This window comes from Halomonas sp. ISL-56, assembly GCF_018612805.1.
Taxonomy (GTDB): Bacteria; Pseudomonadota; Gammaproteobacteria; order Pseudomonadales; family Halomonadaceae; genus Vreelandella.
In genome coordinates this window covers 79,109-97,853 of the sequence record NZ_JAGGRO010000017.1, presented here as the reverse complement: position 1 = coordinate 97,853, position 18,745 = coordinate 79,109, and the positions used below count along the sequence as shown (strand labels likewise).

17 protein-coding genes are annotated in these 18,745 nt (G+C 53.4%); 8 read left to right on the top strand and 9 right to left on the bottom strand.

Translation table 11 applies throughout. The features are described from left to right. On the top strand, positions 1–706 hold a 706-nt coding region (locus J7J49_RS15510), incomplete at its 5' end, for a tyrosine-type recombinase/integrase (RefSeq protein WP_215093826.1). A gap of 713 nt (positions 707–1,419) precedes the next feature. After that, positions 1,420–2,733: a hypothetical protein gene (locus J7J49_RS15505; RefSeq protein WP_215093824.1), complete on the top strand. Its 1,314-nt coding sequence runs from the start codon at positions 1,420–1,422 to the stop codon at positions 2,731–2,733. A 4-nt stretch (positions 2,734–2,737) separates the two neighbouring features. Here J7J49_RS15505 and J7J49_RS15500 read toward each other — a convergent pair whose 3' ends face one another. After that, positions 2,738–3,259 (bottom strand): zinc ribbon-containing protein, encoded by a 522-nt coding sequence (locus tag J7J49_RS15500; protein WP_215093822.1) that lies wholly within the window; start codon positions 3,257–3,259, stop codon positions 2,738–2,740. A gap of 161 nt (positions 3,260–3,420) precedes the next feature. Between J7J49_RS15500 and leuS the strand changes: the two genes are divergently transcribed. The 6 genes from leuS (at position 3,421) to J7J49_RS15470 (ending at position 10,491) form a co-directional block, all read left to right on the top strand. Beyond that, a complete protein-coding gene (leuS, locus tag J7J49_RS15495) occupies positions 3,421–6,006 on the top strand; it encodes a leucine--tRNA ligase (protein WP_215093820.1) in 2,586 nt (861 codons plus the stop codon). Further along, complete coding sequence (locus J7J49_RS15490; RefSeq protein ID WP_215093818.1) at positions 6,003–6,497, top strand: LPS-assembly lipoprotein LptE; 495 nt, start codon at positions 6,003–6,005, stop codon at positions 6,495–6,497. The genes leuS and J7J49_RS15490 overlap by 4 nt, the downstream gene beginning before the upstream one ends. Then, positions 6,494–7,561 (top strand): DNA polymerase III subunit delta, encoded by a 1,068-nt coding sequence (holA, locus tag J7J49_RS15485; RefSeq protein WP_064233458.1) that lies wholly within the window; start codon positions 6,494–6,496, stop codon positions 7,559–7,561. The genes J7J49_RS15490 and holA overlap by 4 nt, the downstream gene beginning before the upstream one ends. An 86-nt stretch (positions 7,562–7,647) precedes the next feature. Further along, the gene (locus J7J49_RS15480; protein WP_064233457.1) at positions 7,648–8,046 is read left to right on the top strand and encodes a PA2779 family protein; all 399 of its coding nucleotides are present in this window, start codon (positions 7,648–7,650) and stop codon (positions 8,044–8,046) included. Between the two features lie 14 nt (positions 8,047–8,060). Then, positions 8,061–8,996 (top strand): PA2778 family cysteine peptidase, encoded by a 936-nt coding sequence (locus tag J7J49_RS15475; RefSeq protein ID WP_215093816.1) that lies wholly within the window; start codon positions 8,061–8,063, stop codon positions 8,994–8,996. Positions 8,997–9,288: 292 nt separating this feature from the next. Next, positions 9,289–10,491 (top strand): GGDEF domain-containing protein, encoded by a 1,203-nt coding sequence (locus J7J49_RS15470; RefSeq protein ID WP_215093814.1) that lies wholly within the window; start codon positions 9,289–9,291, stop codon positions 10,489–10,491. Positions 10,492–10,517: 26 nt separating this feature from the next. Here the strand turns inward: J7J49_RS15470 and sthA are convergent, their stop codons facing one another. The 8 genes from sthA to J7J49_RS15430 form a co-directional block, all read right to left on the bottom strand. Continuing rightward, entirely contained in the window at positions 10,518–11,909 is a 1,392-nt protein-coding gene (sthA, locus tag J7J49_RS15465) for a Si-specific NAD(P)(+) transhydrogenase (RefSeq protein ID WP_064233454.1), read from the bottom strand. Positions 11,910–11,971: 62 nt separating this feature from the next. Beyond that, positions 11,972–12,226 carry a (Na+)-NQR maturation NqrM gene (gene nqrM / locus J7J49_RS15460; protein ID WP_064233453.1) on the bottom strand — a complete coding sequence of 85 codons (255 nt, stop codon included), beginning with the start codon at positions 12,224–12,226 and terminating at the stop codon, positions 11,972–11,974. Between the two features lie 220 nt (positions 12,227–12,446). Next, positions 12,447–13,679, bottom strand: coding sequence for an NADH:ubiquinone reductase (Na(+)-transporting) subunit F (gene nqrF / locus J7J49_RS15455; protein ID WP_215093812.1), 1,233 nt, complete (start codon positions 13,677–13,679; stop codon positions 12,447–12,449). 72 nt (positions 13,680–13,751) lie between these two features. Next, positions 13,752–14,369 carry an NADH:ubiquinone reductase (Na(+)-transporting) subunit E gene (nqrE, locus tag J7J49_RS15450; RefSeq protein WP_064233451.1) on the bottom strand — a complete coding sequence of 206 codons (618 nt, stop codon included), beginning with the start codon at positions 14,367–14,369 and terminating at the stop codon, positions 13,752–13,754. Position 14,370: 1 nt separating this feature from the next. Then, a complete protein-coding gene (locus tag J7J49_RS15445; RefSeq protein ID WP_064233450.1) occupies positions 14,371–15,039 on the bottom strand; it encodes an NADH:ubiquinone reductase (Na(+)-transporting) subunit D in 669 nt (222 codons plus the stop codon). 2 nt (positions 15,040–15,041) lie between these two features. Further along, entirely contained in the window at positions 15,042–15,863 is an 822-nt protein-coding gene (locus J7J49_RS15440) for a Na(+)-translocating NADH-quinone reductase subunit C (protein ID WP_215093810.1), read from the bottom strand. After that, positions 15,863–17,086, bottom strand: a complete 1,224-nt coding sequence (locus J7J49_RS15435; protein ID WP_064233448.1) for an NADH:ubiquinone reductase (Na(+)-transporting) subunit B — start codon at positions 17,084–17,086, stop codon at positions 15,863–15,865. The genes J7J49_RS15440 and J7J49_RS15435 overlap by 1 nt, the downstream gene beginning before the upstream one ends. A gap of 2 nt (positions 17,087–17,088) precedes the next feature. After that, positions 17,089–18,453, bottom strand: a complete 1,365-nt coding sequence (locus J7J49_RS15430) for a Na(+)-translocating NADH-quinone reductase subunit A (protein ID WP_064233447.1) — start codon at positions 18,451–18,453, stop codon at positions 17,089–17,091. Positions 18,454–18,745: the final 292 nt, after the last annotated feature.

Here is an 18,745-nt window from a genome sequence, read left to right as displayed (position 1 = left end):
TCAATCAGGGGGTGACGTCGCTTCTGAAGTCCAGGCTTTTCTGGAGCACCTTGCCGTAGAGCGATATGTGGCTGCGGCTACACAAAACCTGGCGCTAAATGCTTTAGTATTTCTGTATCGCCATATCCTTGATATGCCATTGGGTGATATTGGCACCTTTTCACGAGCTAAACGCCCGCGTCGATTACCTGTCGTACTTTCTCACGAAGAGGTTATGCGCGTATTAAGTCAATTGTCTGGGCCTATGCATTTAATGGCAACCCTGATGTATGGCTCAGGACTGAGACTCATCGAAACATGCCGTTTGCGCGTAAGAGATATTGATACCGAACGCCATATCCTCACCGTCAGAGCAGGGAAAGGTGCTCTGGATCGTAAGTACCCAAACGCGGGCATTTCCCTAGGTTGGCAATGGCTGTTTCCTGCCAGCCGCCCATGCTGCGATGATGCCGGTAACGTCGTTCTTCACCATATTCATTCATCGGCTGTGCAAAAGGCCATGAAGCAGGCGATGAAATCTGCATCATTGCCACGTCCAGGCTCTTGCCATATCTTACGGCACAGTTTCGCCACCCAATTCCTAAGCCAAGGCACGGACATTCGCACAGTACAAGAATTGCTAGACCACAAAAGTATCGAGACAACACAAATTCATACGCATGTAATAGGGAAGGAATTTGCAGGTGTGCGCAGCCCTTTAGGCTAATGAGCTAAAACGAAACCACGCTACCGCCACGGTGCATTCGAAGCACGTTAAAACGCTCCGCCTGCGACCGCATTTATCATATTAATCATACTTTATTCATAAATTAGTTTTAGGTCACGCTTCTATTCTAAGAAGTGGTTCGTATTTTAGTTGAATATCGAGTTTGGTGGCGTTGGTTTGGCATCGCTGCGCGATGCTCCCGCGGGTGCCTTATTTGCTCGTTCCTCGCAAAGTCGTTACCACGCGCTACGGAATGTGGCTGTATCTGGTTCAATGGAATCTTTATAAAGATGTAATTGTTGTGTGTTGTATAGCCGGTTTAGTGGCGTTCGCCTGGCATCGCTGCGCGATGCTTTCGCGGGTGCCTTATTTGCTCGTTCCTCGCAAAGTCGTTACCGCGCGCTACGTAATGTGGCTGTATTGGGTTCAATGTAGTTGCCTTTTTTGTTTTAATTGTTGTGTGTATAGCGGGTTTGGTGGTTTTGGCCTGGCATCGCTGCGCGATGCTTTCGCGGGTGCCTTATTTGCTCGTTCCTCGCAAAGTCGTTACCACGCGCTACGAAATGTGGCTATGCATTTATTAATGCCAACCAAGGGCACTGCCTCGCTCGTTTCCGCGCGCCACGAAAATCCCCTACCCCTAACTCTGAGCTTACTGCTGGCCTTCCTTTGCAAATCCGATTAGCCTGCTAATTCACTATTAAGGGTTTGGCATGCAAGAGACGACTTCTCGGCAGCGCTTGGCGGGCGTGCTGATTTTGCTTGGTTTGATCGCACAGATTATTGGCTTTACCGGCTGGTTGAGCACTGCCCATGCGGTGAGCTATTTGCTGTGGGCGGCAGTTGTGTTGCTGTGGCGGGATATTCCTCGGCGTTCGCGCATTCAGGCGGCCGTACTGATTGCGCTGGGGGCGGGCATGCTGCTGGTGGCGCGGTTTGCTTATGGTGCGGATGTCGATTGGTCTGCCATGTTGCAGGGCAACTCATTCGTGGCGGCGATGCTGGTGGGCGTTAGCTTTATCTCGCTGATTGGCAAGCAAGGTAATAAGGGCGCGTCGGGTAAGCGTGTTACCGGTGCCAGCGGCGTGATGAGTACCTGGTTGGGGGTGCACTTCCTGGGTACGATTTTGAATCTCTCTACCGTGTTTATGGTAGGCGATAAGCTGGCTCGGCGTGGGCCGTTGACGACTCCGCAGCTATTGGCGCTTAACCGGGGCCTCTCCAGTGCGGCGCTATGGTCACCGTTTTTTGCTTCCATGGGGGTGGTCATTGCCCTGGTGCCCGAGGTGCAGTATGCACAAATTGCCGTGGTGGGCTTTCCCATGGCGATGCTGTCGGGGCTGTTAACCACCCTGGAACTCAGGCGACGGTTTGATCTAAGCGAGGTGGATGGCTACTCACTGGCACCGCGTAGTCTGTTTATGCCGGTGGGTATGGCGGTGTTGGTGATGCTGTTTCACTTTGTGCTTACCCCTGCCCTGACCATTGTCAGCATTATCACCTTTCTACTGCCCAGCGTTGCGCTGCTAAGTAACCTGCCCCATGGGCCCAAATTTACCCTACGGCGCATTCGTCAGCACACCACTACACGTTTACCCGCTATGCGCGGTGAGATTTTGCTATTTTTGGCGGCGGGGTTATTAACCATTGGCCTTTCGACGCTGGTCACGGCCGCGGCTGGCAGTGACTGGACGCTGTTCACACGCTTTGGGGCGCCGCAGGCGATGCTCAGCTTTGCGGCGATCACGCTTAGTGCACTGGCAGGCTTACATCCAATTATTGGCGTCTCGGTGCTGGCGTCGATCCTCAATTTGCAGGGCGGCGAACAGACCGTGTTTGCGTTTGTGGCGTTAACCTCGTGGGCGGTAGGCACAAGCGTGGGCCCGCTTTCGGGGATTAATCTTTCACTGCAGGGGCGCTACGGGGTGAGCGGTTACCGCATGATGAAAAATAACCTGCTCTACGCGGCGGTGATGAGCCTGCTTTCGCTGGGAGCGATCGCAGGCGTCAGCTTACTGGTTACCTAATCGATCAGGTCTCAATGATTTTATTGGGGAAACGGTAGAAGTAACGGTGGCCGCACTGGTGGCAGGGTTCCAGGCGGGCAACAGATGGCAGCATTACCTGGGCATCGCAGTGGGTGCAGGCCATTAGGCCGGGTGCAGCCATTTCACCTTCGCAGTAGTCGGCGCGGGCGGCTTCTAGATCTTCCTCAAAGCGTTCGCGCTCGACCACGCTGCGGTCAGCAATCGACAGTAGCGACTCCGCCACGCGGCGGGAAAGGCCTTCGATATCGATGCCTAACCAGCTGGCCACCTGCTTACCGGTGTCGGCCATGTAATAGCGCATATCTTTGAGGTCACGCTCGACCCAGGCGCGAAGCAAGGCAAGCTCGTCTTTGGTGTACTCTTCCAGCTCCGCTTCAAACTCCACCGCGTCGTCCAGATCCTTCTGCAAGTTTTCCCAGGTTAGCTCGTTAGCGCCCCCCTGCATCCGCTCTAGCAAGCGTTCGTAGCCTTCGCGTAAGCGATTGTCATTCTGTTGATCACTCATGGTGCCTCTCCTTTTGTCGACGCGTGCAGTTACCTATCATCGGCTTACCGTTCAAGGATACACCTGCATAGGATACAATCGACCTCACATATCTGACAGATGTCATCTAACATTCACTTTGCGCCCCTTTTGGGCGAATACGCCAAGGCATTAATAAACCGATGGACGCACACTACAGCCCTCGTGATATCGAACGCGACGCCCAGCAGTACTGGGACAAACATCAGTGCTTCAAAGCCGTAGAGGACGCCAACCGCGAGAAGTTCTACTGTCTCTCAATGTTCCCCTACCCCAGCGGCAAGCTGCACATGGGCCACGTGCGTAACTATACTATCGGCGACGTTGTGTCCCGTTTCCAGCGCATGCAGGGTAAAAATGTCATGCAGCCCATGGGCTGGGATGCGTTTGGTATGCCCGCGGAAAACGCCGCCATCCAGAACCAGGTGCCGCCCGCCAAGTGGACCTATCATAATATCGATTACATGCGCAATCAGTTGAAGGCATTGGGTTTTGCCTATGACTGGAGCCGCGAGTTCGCCACCTGCGATACCAGCTACTACCGCTGGGAGCAGTGGTTCTTCACCAAGCTGGTGGAGAAGGGCTTGGTATATAAAAAGATGTCGACGGTGAACTGGGATCCGGTTGATCAGACCGTCCTCGCCAATGAGCAGGTTATCGAAGGCCGCGGCTGGCGCTCCGGTGCGCTGGTTGAGCGTAAAGAGATACCGTTGTGGTTCTTGAAGATTACCGACTATGCCGATGAGCTGCTGGCCGACCTGGATAAAGTCGAGTGGCCCGAGCAGGTCAAAACCATGCAGCGCAACTGGATTGGTAAATCCCGCGGCGTCGAGCTGACCTTTGATGTTAAAGACGCTGATGGCCAAGCCAATGAGCCGCTAGCAGTTTATACCACCCGCCCGGATACGCTGCTGGGCGTAACCTATGTAGCCGTTGCCGCGAGTCATCCGCTGGCCAAGCAAGCGGCTGAGCAGAATAGCGAGCTGGCTGCCTTCTGCGATGAGTGCGCCAAGGGCGGCACCACTGAAGCCGAAATGGCCACCAAAGAGAAAAAAGGCATGTTCACCGGCCATTTAGCGGTTCACCCGCTGACGGGCGATGAAGTGCCTGTTTACGTGGCTAACTTCGTGCTAATGGAGTTTGGTACCGGCGCCGTCATGGCGGTACCTGGTCACGACCAGCGCGACTGGGAGTTTGCCACCAAGTACGGCGTCCCAATTAAAGCAGTGATTGCCGATGAGAGTGGCAAACCTGCGGACATTTCCGAAGCCGCTTACGCCGAGTACGGCACCGTGGTGAATTCCGGGGAGTTCGATGGGCTGGGCTTTGAGCAAGCGTTCGATGCCATTGCCGCGAAGCTTGCTGAGCTAGGCCGTGGCGAAGTCAAAACCAACTTCCGCCTGCGCGACTGGGGCGTCGCTCGTCAGCGCTACTGGGGCGCGCCGATTCCGGTTAAGTACGGCCCGGAAGGCCAAACCGTACCGCTAACTGATGATGAGCTGCCGGTCTCGCTGCCGATGGAAGTCACCGTAGACGCCTCCGGCTCGCCGCTGAAAAAAATGCCGGCGTTCTCTGACCTAGGCGACGGCTGGACCCGTGAAACCGATACCTTCGACACCTTTATGGAGTCGTCCTGGTACTACGCGCGCTTCTGCTGTGCCGATAATACTGAGGCCATGCTGGATGACCGTGCCAACTACTGGCTGCCGGTGGATCTCTACATTGGCGGCATCGAACACGCCATTTTACACCTGTTGTATGCGCGTTTCTTCCACAAGCTAATGCGTGACTTTGGTTTGGTGGATTCCGACGAGCCGTTCCAGCAGCTGCTGACCCAAGGCATGGTCATCGCCGAAACCTTCTTCCGCCCTACCGATAACGGCGGCAAGCAGTGGTTTAATCCCGCTGATGTGGAAGTGAAGCGCGACGAGAAAGGTCGCCCGCTCAGCGCCATTTTGATGAGCGACGGCGAGCCGGTGGAGATGGGCGGCATTGAGAAGATGTCCAAGTCAAAAAACAACGGCGTTGATCCGCAGTCGATGATCGACAAATTCGGTGCCGATACCGTGCGCCTGTTTATGATGTTTGCCGCACCGCCCGAGCAGTCGTTGGAATGGTCGGACTCCGGCGTTGAAGGCGCTCACCGCTTTTTGAAACGCCTGTGGCGTCAAGTGAATGATCATTTGGCGGCGGGTACGCCGGGTACGCTGAACAGCGATGCGCTTAATGACGATCAAAAAGCGCTGCGCCGCAAAACCCACGAGACGATCAAGAAAGCCAGCGACGACATTGGCCGCCGCACCACCTTCAATACCGCCATTGCCGCGGTGATGGAGCTCTCCAACGCCATTGGCAAGTTCGACGATAGCTCTGAGCTTGGCCTAGCGGTTAGCCGCGAAGCGCTGGAAGCCTGCGTGCTGCTGCTATCGCCGATCACACCGCACCTGTGCCATAGTCTTTGGGAAGCGCTTGGTCACTCTGGCCCGGCGATTGAAGCGGCCTGGCCGGTGGTGGATGAGTCTGCCCTTACTCGTGACACTATTGAGTTGGTGGTACAGGTCAACGGCAAACTGCGCGCGCGCCTTGAAGTACCGGCAAGCGCCGATAAAGCGGCTATTGAAAAAATGGCGATGGAACACGAAAACGTTCAGCGCCATCTTGAGGGCAACACCGTGCGTAAAGTGATCGTAGTGCCCGGAAAACTGGTTAATATCGTGGTGAGCGGATGAACCGACGCACTTTTCTAACCGCAAGCATCGCCGCCTCGGCGGCGGTGCTGCTCAGCGGCTGCGGGTTCCATCTTCGTGGCCAAGCATCGCTACCTACCCTGCCAACCCTGTCCTTGGAGGGCAACACCAATAGTGCCGTCGCTCAGCAGGTTGCCTCACGCCTTCAACAGCTAGGCACCCAAGTAGCCTCTGGTGCGCCCTGGCGGGTTACGCTGGGCACGCCTGCCTTAACCGAACGTCGCTTGGGTGGCGATGGCCGGGCAAGCCGCGAACACGAGCTAACGCTCAGCATTCGCCTCTCGGTACAGGAGCGAGCGTCCAATGCCTATCACATCAATAACCAGACCCTGTCCACGGATACGCGTATTCGGGTCAGCGATGACGACCTGCTCAACCGTGAAACACTGATGATGGAAGCTGAGCAAACGCTTTCACGCCAGCTCTCTGATCGCATTATCGAACGCCTAGCTTACGTTGAGGGCATGCAGTGAAGGTATTTGCTGATCAGCTACCCGCTGCGTTGGCAAAAAAGCTTCCCCGCGTAGTCATTGTCGCAGGGGATGAGCCCTTACAGCATCGCGACGCCTGCGATGCTGTGAGGGTTGCCGCGCGTCAGGCGGGCGTTGAAGAGCGCGAAGTACTTGATGTCGAGCCCAACTTCGCTTGGGGCCGCTTGATGGAAATGTCGAGCAATCTCTCGCTGTTTGCGACCAGCAAGCTGCTGGAGCTGCGGCTCGGCAATCACAAGCTAGGCCAAGAAGGCAGTAAAGCATTAGCCCAGTACGCTGAAACGCTGGATAACAGCGACGACGTACTGCTAATCAGCATGGGTAAACTAGACGCCAAGCAGCAAAAAACCGCCTGGTTCAAAACGCTGGATAAGCACGGCCTGTTTGTACCCGTTTGGCCGGTGGATGCTTCACGCTTAGGCTACTGGCTGCGAGACCGGGCATCGCTCCATGGCTTACAGATTGACCTGGACGCCGCTCGACTGCTAGGCGAGCGCACCGAAGGCAATTTACTGGCCGCCGACCAGGAGCTTCAGAAACTGGCACTCATTCATCCTCAGGGTACGCGCTTGAACGTAGAGAGCATTGCCCAAGGGGTCGAAGACAGCACTCGCTTTGATGTTTTCAACCTGGCCGATGCCTGCTTGAAAGGCGAGCCCAGCCGCGCTTCGCGCATTGTCAATGGCCTACGCAGCGAAGGCGTTGAGGCCCCGATTGTACTCTGGGCGCTTAGCAGGGAACTACGCACTCTGCTCTCGCTGCACCAGCACTTGGATCAGGGGCAGAGTTTTGACCATGCCTGTAAAACCCAAAAGCCGATGATTTTTGATAAGCGCCGCCCAGCGTACCAGAAAGCGATTGGCCGCTTGTCCATGAAACGACTACACAAATTGCTGTTAATGGCGCAACGACTCGATTTAGCCGTCAAGGGCGCTGCGGCGGTGCCGCTATGGCCTGGCCTGCACGATTTGGCGATGACCATGGCCGGTGGCCGCGGGCTGCTCTCCGAATCCGCGTGGACCTATCGCATTAGTGCAAACAATTAGCATTTTGCATATTAAGCTTAAAAATCAAACCATTTGTTTCTATACTCATTCCACACCATCCCGACTAGTCTATAAGGAAGAAGACGATGAAGACATTGCGTGCTTACCTCTCCACCCTGCTGATTGCAGCGCTTGTTATTACCAGCTTACCCGTAGCAGCTGCCTCCACTGCGCCTCAATCTATGGATTTAGTCACTACCCAATCTGCTTTGGCAGCTGACCATGCTGGCGCTGATCGTGAGCGCATCAGCGAAATTCTGGCCCGCGCTGATGTGCAAGATCAACTGGTAAAACAAGGTGTTGACTTGGACGAAGTCGAAGCTCGTGTTGCCGCACTAAGCGATGCTGAAGCACAGCAAATGGCCGAACAGCTTGAGCAACTGCCTGCTGGTGCTGGCGTTGTAGGCGCTTTATTTGCCGTTTTCATCATTCTACTGGTAACCGATATTCTTGGCCTGACCGACGTTTACCCGTTTACTCGTTAATCAATAGGCAGTACATGACCAACCTGCTTACTAACGCCCGCTTTGCGGGCGTTTTTATTATGCTGCTGCTTAGCGGCTGTGCGCGAAATCCGGTATTGCTGCAAAGCACCTATCAAGCGCTACCCCCCCATGCAGAGATCTCCAGCGTGCCGTTTTATGCTCAAACGGAATATCAGTGCGGCCCTGCCACGCTGGCGATGGTACTCAATCATCAGGGCGTTGACACAAACGTCGAACAATTGATCCCCCAGGTGTTTTTACCCGGACGCGATGGCAGTGTGCAGCCAGAAATTCTGGCTACCGTGCGGCGGCATGAGCGCCTGGCGTTTCCTATTCGCGGCACCATGGATGCCCTCTTAAACCATTTGGCGGCGGGCGACCCGGTGGTCGTCATGCAGAATTTGTCGTTGCCAATTTACCCGATGTGGCACTACGCCGTCGCCATTGGCTACGATCTGCCCAATGAAACGCTCATCTTGCGCAGCGGCGAAATTGAGCGTCATAGCATGTCGTTCAGCCGCTTCGATGCCACTTGGGCACGCACGGAGCGCTGGGGGTTTGTGGTCGCCGAGCCGGGAACACTACCCACGGGCATCACAGCCCGTAACGCGCTAGAGGCAATTAGCGCCTACGAGGAGTCTCATGGGCCGCGTGCCACGCTTTCGAGCTGGCAAGCGTTTATAGAGCACCATTCTGGTAACGCAATGGGCCAGTTTGCGCTGGGCAACTCGCTTTACGCCGATCAACAACCCGACAACGCACGCAAGGCCTTTGAGCGGGCAACCGAACTGGATGAAAACATGGGCGCCGCTTGGCTAAATCTCGGCCTTTTACTGCTACAAAACGATGCGCTAGAGGAAGCGCGCGAGGCATTAACCCAGGCAGCATCGCTTGAGGGTAGCTGGCAGGGAAAAGCACGTTTAGCCTTAGACTCTCTAAATAACGATTAAATATCAAACACTAACAGCGTTATTAATAATAACGAGCACAAGTATGATCCTGTAATTAGTAAAGTTGTGGGATGGCATGTATGGCAACTGAGTGCTTAAGTTGCATAAGGATGATGTCTTGAAGCTGTTCATTGGATTACCTAACCATTAACAGGAGAGGTGCCATGCAGAACTGCCCTTTGCTACGGAAGCACTTTTTTGATGACCACACTTTATTGCCCATCGTACTTGCGCCTACTCGGCAGTATGCAAAGAGGGGCATCATTACTGCCAGCTCGTTGATTATCTTAGGATGATGCCTCTCTTTTTTCATCAGCCTGGCGGGCGCTTTGCGTCCATTTTTGCTGTCATACTCTGCGCAATGTCCGTGGTGATGGGTAGCTACGTCTACAGTGCGTGTCAAAAAGCCAGTGCCGACTACACCACGTTAATCAGCGACATTTTACTGGCTCAGCAAGCGACACCTCAGTTACGGGCCGCGCTGGAGGAAGGCAGCCGTAGGCCTGATAGCGAGCATATCGAATATATCGAATATTTTACTGCCCTTTCCAAACAGCATTTAGATAACATCCAGGGCAGTATCGAACGCCATCGTTACCTCATTGCAGATGTCGAGTATCTCAATAGCTATTTCAATAAGCTTAATAACCACCTTGTTGAGTTAGCCCAGCAAACGCGCGAGGCCCAGCGGCGACCAGAGCTGGTCGAAGCGCTCCAGCCCACGGCCATGGAGATCGGTGCCTCTCAGGTATGGTTGTATAATCAACTGCTGGAAGACGTTCACACCATTGCCAGTCAGCAACGTTTGATCATGCAGCGCCTATCGATCGCTGTGAGTGTGCTACTGGTGCTCATGGTCAGTGCGGCGACCACACTCTGTTTGGCGGTTATTTACCTGCGCAGTCAGCGTACCGTCATGCATCAGCAACTTCTGACCGATGAGCTGACCGGACTATATAACCGGCGTCATTTGGTTAATGTCGCCTTCGCCGCGATCACCCAGGCACGGCGTGATCAGGCACCGCTCAGCTTAATGCTGTTGGATATCGATCACTTCAAACAAGTCAACGATACCTATGGGCACCCTACCGGCGATGAGGTTTTGCGCCAGATTAGTCAACAGCTTCGCCTGCTATGCCGTCCATCGGACACATTAGCAAGAATTGGTGGCGAGGAGTTTTGCTTATTGATGCCCAACACGGCTACCCATGATGCGCTACAGGCAGCAGATCGGCTGCGCCGAGAAATTGAAGTCAATACGCTGATTGGTATAGACCTTCACGCCCACCCAACCATTAGCATCGGCGTGACGACGTGCCAAAGCGGCTCGCTGACGTTTGAACAGCTTTATTCGTTTGCCGACAAAGCGCTCTACCAAGCCAAAGCACTGGGGCGCAACCGTGTTGAAAGTCTGTTGCCCCCCAGTGCCCCATCAGCTTACAACGACCCACAAACTTACGCCCAAACGTTTATTCACGAGCCCAGCGACTCTTGAACCTCGAAGGCACAAGGAAGCCACGATTAGAAAACCCGGTTTAAACCGTTCTGTGCAGCCACTCGATATGCTTCTGCCATGGTGGGGTAGTTAAAGGTGGTATTCACAAAGTACTTGAGCGTATTGGCCCCGCCCTCTTGCTGCATGATGGCTTGCCCGATATGCAAAATTTCTGAGGCCTGGTCACCAAAGCAGTGAATCCCCAATATTTCCAGGGTGTCCTGATGGAAAAGAATTTTTAGCATACCCACGGTATCGCCGGTAATCTGCGCCCTAGCGGTATCTTTAAAGAAGGCTTTACCTACCTCGTAAGGCACTTTTGCTTCCGTGAGCTCACGCTCATTTGGGCCAAACGAGCTAATCTCGGGGATGGTATAAATCCCGGTGGGCACATCACTGACAAAGCGATACTCTTTATCGAGCAGTTCATTGCACGAATTCAGGCCTTGATCATAAGCAGCGCTCGCTAGACTCGGCCAGCCAATCACATCGCCCGCTGCGTAGATGTGCGGAACTTCGGTACGATAATGCTCATCGACGCTTAGCTGCCCGCGCCCATTAGCGGTTAAGCCAATGTTCTCAAGGCCTAGACTGTCGGTATTGCCGGTGCGTCCATTGGCCCACAAAAAAGCATCAGCACGAATTTTCTTGCCTGACTGAAGGCGAACAACAACACCTGAGTCATCCCCCTCCACACTCTCATATTCCTCATTATGTCGCACTAACACACCGTGCTTGCGCAAATGGTAAGAGAGCGCATCACTAATCTCATCATCAAGAAACGACAGGAGGCTGTCACGGTTATTAATGAGATCAACTTTGACACCCAAGCCTGAAAAGATCGAGGCATATTCACAACCAATCACGCCAGCGCCAAAAATCACCAGGGTGCGCGGGGTGTGCGAGAGACTAAGTATGGTATCAGAGCAGTAAATTCGCGGATGGCGAAAGTTTATATCCGCGGGACGATAAGGGCGCGAACCGGTGGCAATCACCACTTTTTTAGCCACTAGTTCTTCCATACCTTCCTGACTGTCACGCACCACTAAGGTGTGCTCATCCTTAAACCGGGCGACGCCGTGAAACAGGTCAATGCGGTTACGTGCATAGAAGGTGGTGCGCATTTCGACCTGTTTGTCGATAGTGCCGCGTGAACGCTCCATTACTTTAGGAAAAGAGAACCAGCGTGGTTCACCAATATCGCGGAACATACGGTTGGTGTTGAACGCCATGATCTGTTTGACCTGATGGCGCAACGCTTTAGAAGGAATAGTACCCCAGTGAGTACAGTTGCCACCGACCTGCGCCTGCTTCTCAATAATCGCTACGCGCTTGCCATGTTTTGCAGCGTTAATAGCAGCGCTTTCCCCTGCAGGCCCCGTACCGATAACCACAACATCGTAATTGTGAACCGCCATACTCTCTGCGTCTCCTATTCCTGTTTGTTAAGCGTGACCCTTTTCTCTACCACACGATTTTCTTATCGACGGGTGGCGTCGTAGCCTAAGTCAGCGCCGCGGCTCTCGTCGCTACGGCGGCGAATACTGCCACGCTTGCGGTTCTCTTCTTCACAGACTTCGTCTTTACCGCCGCAAATATCACAGCCATCTTTCATGCCAATTTGGTTTAAACCACCGCAAGAGCCAGCAATCGGCTTTCGGCCCATTAAGACACCCACAGCCATAGCACCCATGATCAGTGCCATAAAACCAAATACCAGTAGCCAAATCGTCATATCAACCTCCCAGCATTACATTGCCTAGCTTTAAATTATTGGCCTCACCTGCCGACAACAGCCGTACTGATAAGTGCCTCACAGTCTTTATTAATTGGATCTATTGTACCTCAGCCAAGCTATTCATATCAGCGCTTGAGGCGGGTCTTCATTTATAAACAAACGGGGCCGACCAAAAGGCCAGCCCCGCTTACAGCTACTATCGATTCATGCCAGGTGATTAGCCACCGAAGTCATCCAACAGGATATTTTCCGGCTCAACACCCATATCAAGCAGCAACTTGATAACCGAGGCGTTCATCATTGGTGGCCCACACATGTAGTACTCGCAATCTTCAGGCGCAGGGTGATCCTTCAGATAGTTCTCGTACAGCACGTTATGGATAAAGCCTGTCGGCCCTTCCCAGTTATCTTCCGGCTGGGCATCAGACAGCGCCAGGTGCCACTCAAAGTTGGGGAACTCTTCGGCTAACTGGTCATACTCTTCGTTGTAGAAGGTTTCACGCCAGGAGCGGGCACCGTACCAGAAACTGATCTTGCGTTTCGATTTCAAACGCTTGAGCTGATCGAAGATATGGCTTCGCATCGGCGCCATGCCTGCACCACCACCGATAAAGATCATTTCGGCGTCAGTATCACGGGCAAAGAACTCACCGAACGGACCCATAACGGTGACCTTATCGCCTTCTTTCAGGTTGAAGACGAAGGTGGACATCAGGCCAGGCGGATGGTTAGTGCCGGGAGGCGGCGTGGCAATACGGATGTTGAACTTGAGGATACCCTTTTCGTCTGGGTAGTTCGCCATAGAGTAGGCGCGAATCACTTCCTCGTTGTTCTTATGGGAAACTTTGAACATATCAAATTTTTCCCAATCACCCCGGTACTCCTCATCAATATCAAAGTCAGCGAACTTGATATCGTAAGGCGGCGCAACAAGCTGCACGTAACCACCGGCGCGGAAGGCAACTTCTTCGCCCTCTGGCAGTTTCAGGTTCAGCTCTTTGATAAAGGTGGCCACATTGGGGTTAGCAATAACCTCCGTTTCCCACTTCTTCACCCCAAAAACTTCTTCTGGCACTTCGACTTTCATGTCCTGTTTCACAGGTACCTGACAAGAGAGGCGCCAGCCCTCTTTCTTTTCACGCATGGTGAAGTGTGATTCTTCGGTCGGCAGGATAGAGCCGCCACCTTCTTCTACCCGGCACTTACACTGGGCACAAGAACCGCCGCCACCACAGGCGGAAGAGAGGAAAATGCCGTTAGCGGCAAGCGTGTTTAGCAGCTTACCACCGGCCTGGGTCTTTAAAGTGTGCTCGGGGTCACCGTTGACCTCGATGGTCACGTCCCCGCTACTCACAAGCTTGCTGCGCGCTGCCAGAATGATCGCCGTTAAGCTAATAACGATGACCGTGAACATGACAACACCGAGCAAGATGACTGTTGTATCAACCATGTCGGTTTCCTATTGCTGGAGGTTTTCTATTACCCAGCAGCGCTTGGCACCGCTGGGAAAAACCGGCTGCGCTTAAAGCTGAATGCCTGAGAAGGACATGAAGCCCAACGACATCAGCCCCACGGTGATAAAAGTAATGCCCAGTCCTTGGAGGCCACCCGGCACATCGCTGTACTTCAGCTTTTCACGAATACCCGCCAGGGCAGCAATGGCAAGTGCCCAACCGGTGCCCGCACCAAAGCCATAGACCACGGCTTCGCCAAAGTTATAGCTACGCTCCACCATAAACAGCACGCCACCAAGGATGGCACAGTTAACGGTAATCAGCGGCAGGAATACCCCTAGCGCGTTGTAGAGCGTCGGCACATACTTATCAAGGAACATTTCCATGATCTGTACCAGCGCGGCAATAACACCGATATAGGAGAGCAACCCAAGGAATGAAAGGTCAATGTTTTCAGCACCGCTAATGCCGGTCCAGGTTAACGCACCTTCCTGCAGCAAGAAGGTATAAACGAGGTTGTTAACCGGTACGGTGACAGTCAGTACAACAATAACCGCAATGCCCAGGCCAATCGCTGAAGAGACTTTTTTGGACACTGCCAAAAAAGTACACATCCCCAGGAAGAAAGCCAGTGCCATGTTTTCAACAAACACCGAGGCAACAAAAAGACTCAGATAATGTTCCATGTTACACGGCCTCCTTGGGTTTGGTGTTTTCCTTCATTTTGAACTCATTATCTTCTACCTGCTCAGGGTTAACGGAGCGCATCACCCAGATCAGTAGACCGATAATAAAGAACGCCGAAGGTGGCAGTAACAGCAAGCCGTTGGGAACGTACCAACCACCGTTTTGAACAGTCTGGAAGATGGTAAACCCAAATACGCTGCCAGAACCCAGCAGCTCGCGCACAAAGCCCACTACCATCAGTACAAAACCGTAGCCCAGGCCGTTGCCGATACCGTCTAAAAACGACATGCCTGGCGTGTTGGACATCGCAAAACCTTCCGCACGCCCCATGACGATACAGTTGGTAATGATCAGGCCAACGAATACCGAGAGTTGCTTGGACATCTCATAGGCATAGGCTTTAAGAATCTGATCAACCACGATAACCAGCGAGGCAATAATGGTCATCTGCACAATGATACGAATCGAAGAGGGAATATGATTCCTGATCAGCGATACGAACAGATTCGAAAGCGATGTTACGAAAATAACTGCCAGCGCCATAACGAGCGATACGCTCATGCTGGTGGTTACCGCAAGTGCCGAACAAATCCCCAGTATTTGTAGCGCAATGGGGTTGTTGTGAAAAATCGGCGCCGTTAAAACGCCTTTTGCATTTACGTCCGCCATGATCAGGCCCCCTCAACGTCTTCGAAGTTGGTATCGGACTCTTCGGCGTCTTCCGGCTCAGTGCCACTACGGAATTTAGCCAAATACGGACCGAAAGCCTCTTCGCTTAGCCAGAACTGCAGCATGTTAGTGACGCCGTTACTGGTTAGCGTAGCGCCAGATAGCGCATCGACTTCGTATTCGCTGCTAGCGCCACCTTTGGTCAGGTGAATTTCCGGTGAGAGGTCGCCCTCTTCATCGTAAATTTTCTTACCCTCCCACTGTGCTTGCCAGCGCGGATTGTTTACTTCAGCGCCTAGACCCGGTGTTTCGCTGTGCTCGTAGTAGGTGATGCTGACGATGGTATTGCCATCACCCTCTACGGCCAGGAAGCCACGCATTAGGCCCCAAAGACCTTGACCACGAATAGGTAGCACGATCTGTTCCGGATCGTCTTCACCGCCAATCAGGTAAACCGTAGCGTAGTTTTCGACGCGTGATAGACCTGCGATATCCTGATCGCCGGAAAGCGTGCGACCCGAGGCGGGGTCACGGGCGGCTTCAAAGCTATCGTAGGTATCGGGATCAAACTCATCGGAGTATTCGCCCGTATCCAAGTCAACGACTCGCGCAGTGATCGCTTCGCTAAACACCTTTTCAACGTCCATGCCCGGCTCATAAAGCTTGGCAACGTTCAGGATATTAGTTTTGCGATCGAGCTCCTGATTAAGCTGCTGCATGGGCCGCAATGCGACCGCAGCGGTCGAGACGATGACGGAACACACGATACACAGTGAGAACGCCACAATCAGGATTTTCTTGATGGAGTTGTTACCTTGTGCCATTAGGCAGTCTCCTCGGCCGGTACGCCGGTACGCTTCACGCGACGCTTGATATTGGCCTGAACGAAGAAATGGTCAATCAGCGGTGCAAACAGGTTAGCGAACAGAATCGCCAGCATGATGCCCTCCGGGAAAGCCGGGTTCACAACGCGAATCAAGACGGTCATCACACCGATCAGCGCACCAAACAGCAGTCTGCCTTGGTTAGTCATTGAGGCTGACACAGGGTCAGTCGCCATGAACACCATACCGAAAGCGAAACCACCAATGACCAAATGCCAGTACCAGGGCATGGCAAACATTGGGTTGGTATCAGAGCCGATCAGATTAAACAGCGTGCTGGTCACCACCATGCCCAGGAATACACCCAGCATGATTCGCCAGGAGGCGATTCGCGTCCACAGCAGCACAGCAGCACCGATAAAGATCGCTAGCGTCGAGACCTCCCCCACTGAGCCGGGGATAAAGCCAAGGAAGGCATCCCACCAGCTAAAGGTGTTTGTCAGCGCAGACATACCATCCTGGAACGCCATAGAGAGGGCCGTTGCACCGGTATAGCCATCGGCGGCCACCCATACAGAGTCACCGGAGATTTGCGCAGGATAAGCAAAGTAAAGGAATGCACGGCCAGTGAGTGCGGGGTTCAAGAAATTTTTACCCGTGCCACCGAAGATCTCTTTACCGATCACCACACCGAAGGTGATGCCCAGAGCCACCTGCCACAACGGAATAGTGGCCGGAAGTATCAGCGCAAACAGCACCGAGGTAACGAAGAAGCCTTCGTTAACTTCGTGGCCACGCTTGATAGCAAACAGCACTTCCCAAAAGCCACCGACGACAAAGGTGACCAGATAGATAGGCAGGAAGTAAGTAGCGCCAAGGACAAAGTTCGCCCAAAAACTGCTGGGATCATGCCCGGACGCAAAGACCATCATAATTGCTTCGCGCCAGCCAGCCATAGAGGCGTAACCTGCGTCGATGGCGGTGTTAGCCTGCCAGCCTGCGTTCCACATACCGAACAGCATGGCGGGGAAGGTACACATCCATACAGTAATCATGATGCGTTTTAGATCGATACCGTCACGCACGTGAGCAGTGGTTTTAGCCACGCTCGGTGGCGTATAGAAAATGGTATCTACCGCTTCAAAGAGCGGATAGAACTTTTCGTATTTTCCGCCTTTGTGGAAATGCGGCTCGATATTTTGGAGTGTCTGTTGAATACCCATTATCAGGCCTCTTTCTCAATCATGGTGAGATTGTCACGCAGGATGGGGCCATATTCGTATTTGCCAGGGCAAACATACGTGCATAGCGCCAGATCCTCTTCGTCCAGCTCCAAACACCCAAGCTGCATGGCAACCTCAATGTCGCCCACGATCAGCGAACGCAGTAACTGAGTTGGCATGATATCCAACGGCATCACCGTCTCATATGCACCTACTGGCACCATAGCACGCTCAGAGCCATTGGTAGAGGTAGTTGGCGCATAGTTGCTCAGGCCCTTGATCTTGGAGATGTAGATACCCAAGACCGAGTGGCGATTGGCACCAGGAGAGAGCCAACCCATAAACGTGCGCTTGTTGCCTTCTTCCAGCAAACTGAGTTGATTGCTGAACCGGCCAAGGTAAGTCAACTTACCTTCAGCGGCGAAACCAGAGAATACAGAACCAGAGATAACGCGGGTGTCATCGGGTTTGATGACTTCGCCTGCCAGGAGTTCATCCGTGTTGACGCCAACACGTGTACGCACCAAGCGAGGATTTTCAGCACGAGGGCCGCCAATGGCAACCACTCGGCTCATATCCAGCTTCCCTTCGACAAACAACTTACCGAACGCAATAACGTCCTGATAGCCGATATGCCAAACCTTTTTATGCAGCGCGACCGGCGAAAGGTAGTGAATATGCGTACCGACAAGCCCGGCAGGATGAGGGCCTGCAAAGCTTTCGACTTTTACGCCGTCCACATCGCCGCCTGGAATTGAGGCATTTTCGCCTGTACCGCTAGCCCCTGTACACAGGAAGACGTTGCCCTCGGTCAGGCGCGCTAACACCTTGAGGCCATCTTCGAATGCCTGCGACTGTTCATTAATGATCAGTGCAGGATCAGGGCTAAGTGGATGAGTATCCACAGCGGTTACAAAAATATCGGCCGGAGTGCTATCAATGGCCGGTGTACGCGAGAAAGGACGGGTGCGTAAAGCCGTCCACAGTCCTGACTCTACCAGTTGGTCGACGACGACCTGACGCTCAAGCTGCGCCAAAGCATTACGATCGTGAGCCGCGAATTCAACCGCTTCCTCAGTTTCATCGACTTTGATCACGACAGATAGTAAACGACGTTTTTCGCCACGGTTTATTGCAAGCACTTCACCGGCAGCGGGCGCTGTATAGCGCACACCATCAATTTTCTTATCGGTGAAAAGCAATTGGCCCAGTTTGACCTTATCCCCTTCCTGTACTTCCATTGTCGGCTTCATGCCAACGTAGTCAGTTCCCAGGATTGCCACGTGGCGCACAAACCGCGCATCTTCAATACGCTGCTCGGGCGCTCCCGTGATGGGGAGATCCAGGCCTTTTTTGACTTCGATCATAGTCTCGCCCAGTTGTTGGATCGGATATACGAAGGTATGGGGTTCGAATGCTTCTTTTCTGCTCAGTGAATTGTTGTTTTCTGTTCAGATTGTTACCAGTCGGGCCCAAGCAGCACTTGAACCACCCCGAAAAATCCATCGTATTATAAAGATAAGCGCGGCCAATGACCACATCCCTGAGGGCCACCTAAAGTGTTATAGACAACGAAAAAAGGCTTTATTGAGGTAAAAAAAACGCCACCCGAAGGTGGCGTTGGTAACCGAGTTGAGCCTGAGAGCCCCGTATAAGGGC

What these genes read in the sequence shown, in the direction of transcription:
- J7J49_RS15505 (WP_215093824.1), top strand. Translation starts at nt 1,420, where the DNA reads ATGCAAGAGACGACTTCTCGGCAGCGCTTGGCGGGCGTGCTGATTTTG.
- J7J49_RS15500 (WP_215093822.1), bottom strand. Translation starts at nt 3,259, where the DNA reads ATGAGTGATCAACAGAATGACAATCGCTTACGCGAAGGCTACGAACGC.
- leuS (WP_215093820.1), top strand. Translation starts at nt 3,421, where the DNA reads ATGGACGCACACTACAGCCCTCGTGATATCGAACGCGACGCCCAGCAG.
- J7J49_RS15490 (WP_215093818.1), top strand. Translation starts at nt 6,003, where the DNA reads ATGAACCGACGCACTTTTCTAACCGCAAGCATCGCCGCCTCGGCGGCG.
- J7J49_RS15480 (WP_064233457.1), top strand. Translation starts at nt 7,648, where the DNA reads ATGAAGACATTGCGTGCTTACCTCTCCACCCTGCTGATTGCAGCGCTT.
- J7J49_RS15475 (WP_215093816.1), top strand. Translation starts at nt 8,061, where the DNA reads ATGACCAACCTGCTTACTAACGCCCGCTTTGCGGGCGTTTTTATTATG.
- J7J49_RS15470 (WP_215093814.1), top strand. Translation starts at nt 9,289, where the DNA reads ATGATGCCTCTCTTTTTTCATCAGCCTGGCGGGCGCTTTGCGTCCATT.
- sthA (WP_064233454.1), bottom strand. Translation starts at nt 11,909, where the DNA reads ATGGCGGTTCACAATTACGATGTTGTGGTTATCGGTACGGGGCCTGCA.
- nqrM (WP_064233453.1), bottom strand. Translation starts at nt 12,226, where the DNA reads ATGACGATTTGGCTACTGGTATTTGGTTTTATGGCACTGATCATGGGT.
- nqrF (WP_215093812.1), bottom strand. Translation starts at nt 13,679, where the DNA reads ATGGTTGATACAACAGTCATCTTGCTCGGTGTTGTCATGTTCACGGTC.
- nqrE (WP_064233451.1), bottom strand. Translation starts at nt 14,369, where the DNA reads ATGGAACATTATCTGAGTCTTTTTGTTGCCTCGGTGTTTGTTGAAAAC.
- J7J49_RS15445 (WP_064233450.1), bottom strand. Translation starts at nt 15,039, where the DNA reads ATGGCGGACGTAAATGCAAAAGGCGTTTTAACGGCGCCGATTTTTCAC.
- J7J49_RS15440 (WP_215093810.1), bottom strand. Translation starts at nt 15,863, where the DNA reads ATGGCACAAGGTAACAACTCCATCAAGAAAATCCTGATTGTGGCGTTC.
- J7J49_RS15435 (WP_064233448.1), bottom strand. Translation starts at nt 17,086, where the DNA reads ATGGGTATTCAACAGACACTCCAAAATATCGAGCCGCATTTCCACAAA.
- J7J49_RS15430 (WP_064233447.1), bottom strand. Translation starts at nt 18,453, where the DNA reads ATGATCGAAGTCAAAAAAGGCCTGGATCTCCCCATCACGGGAGCGCCC.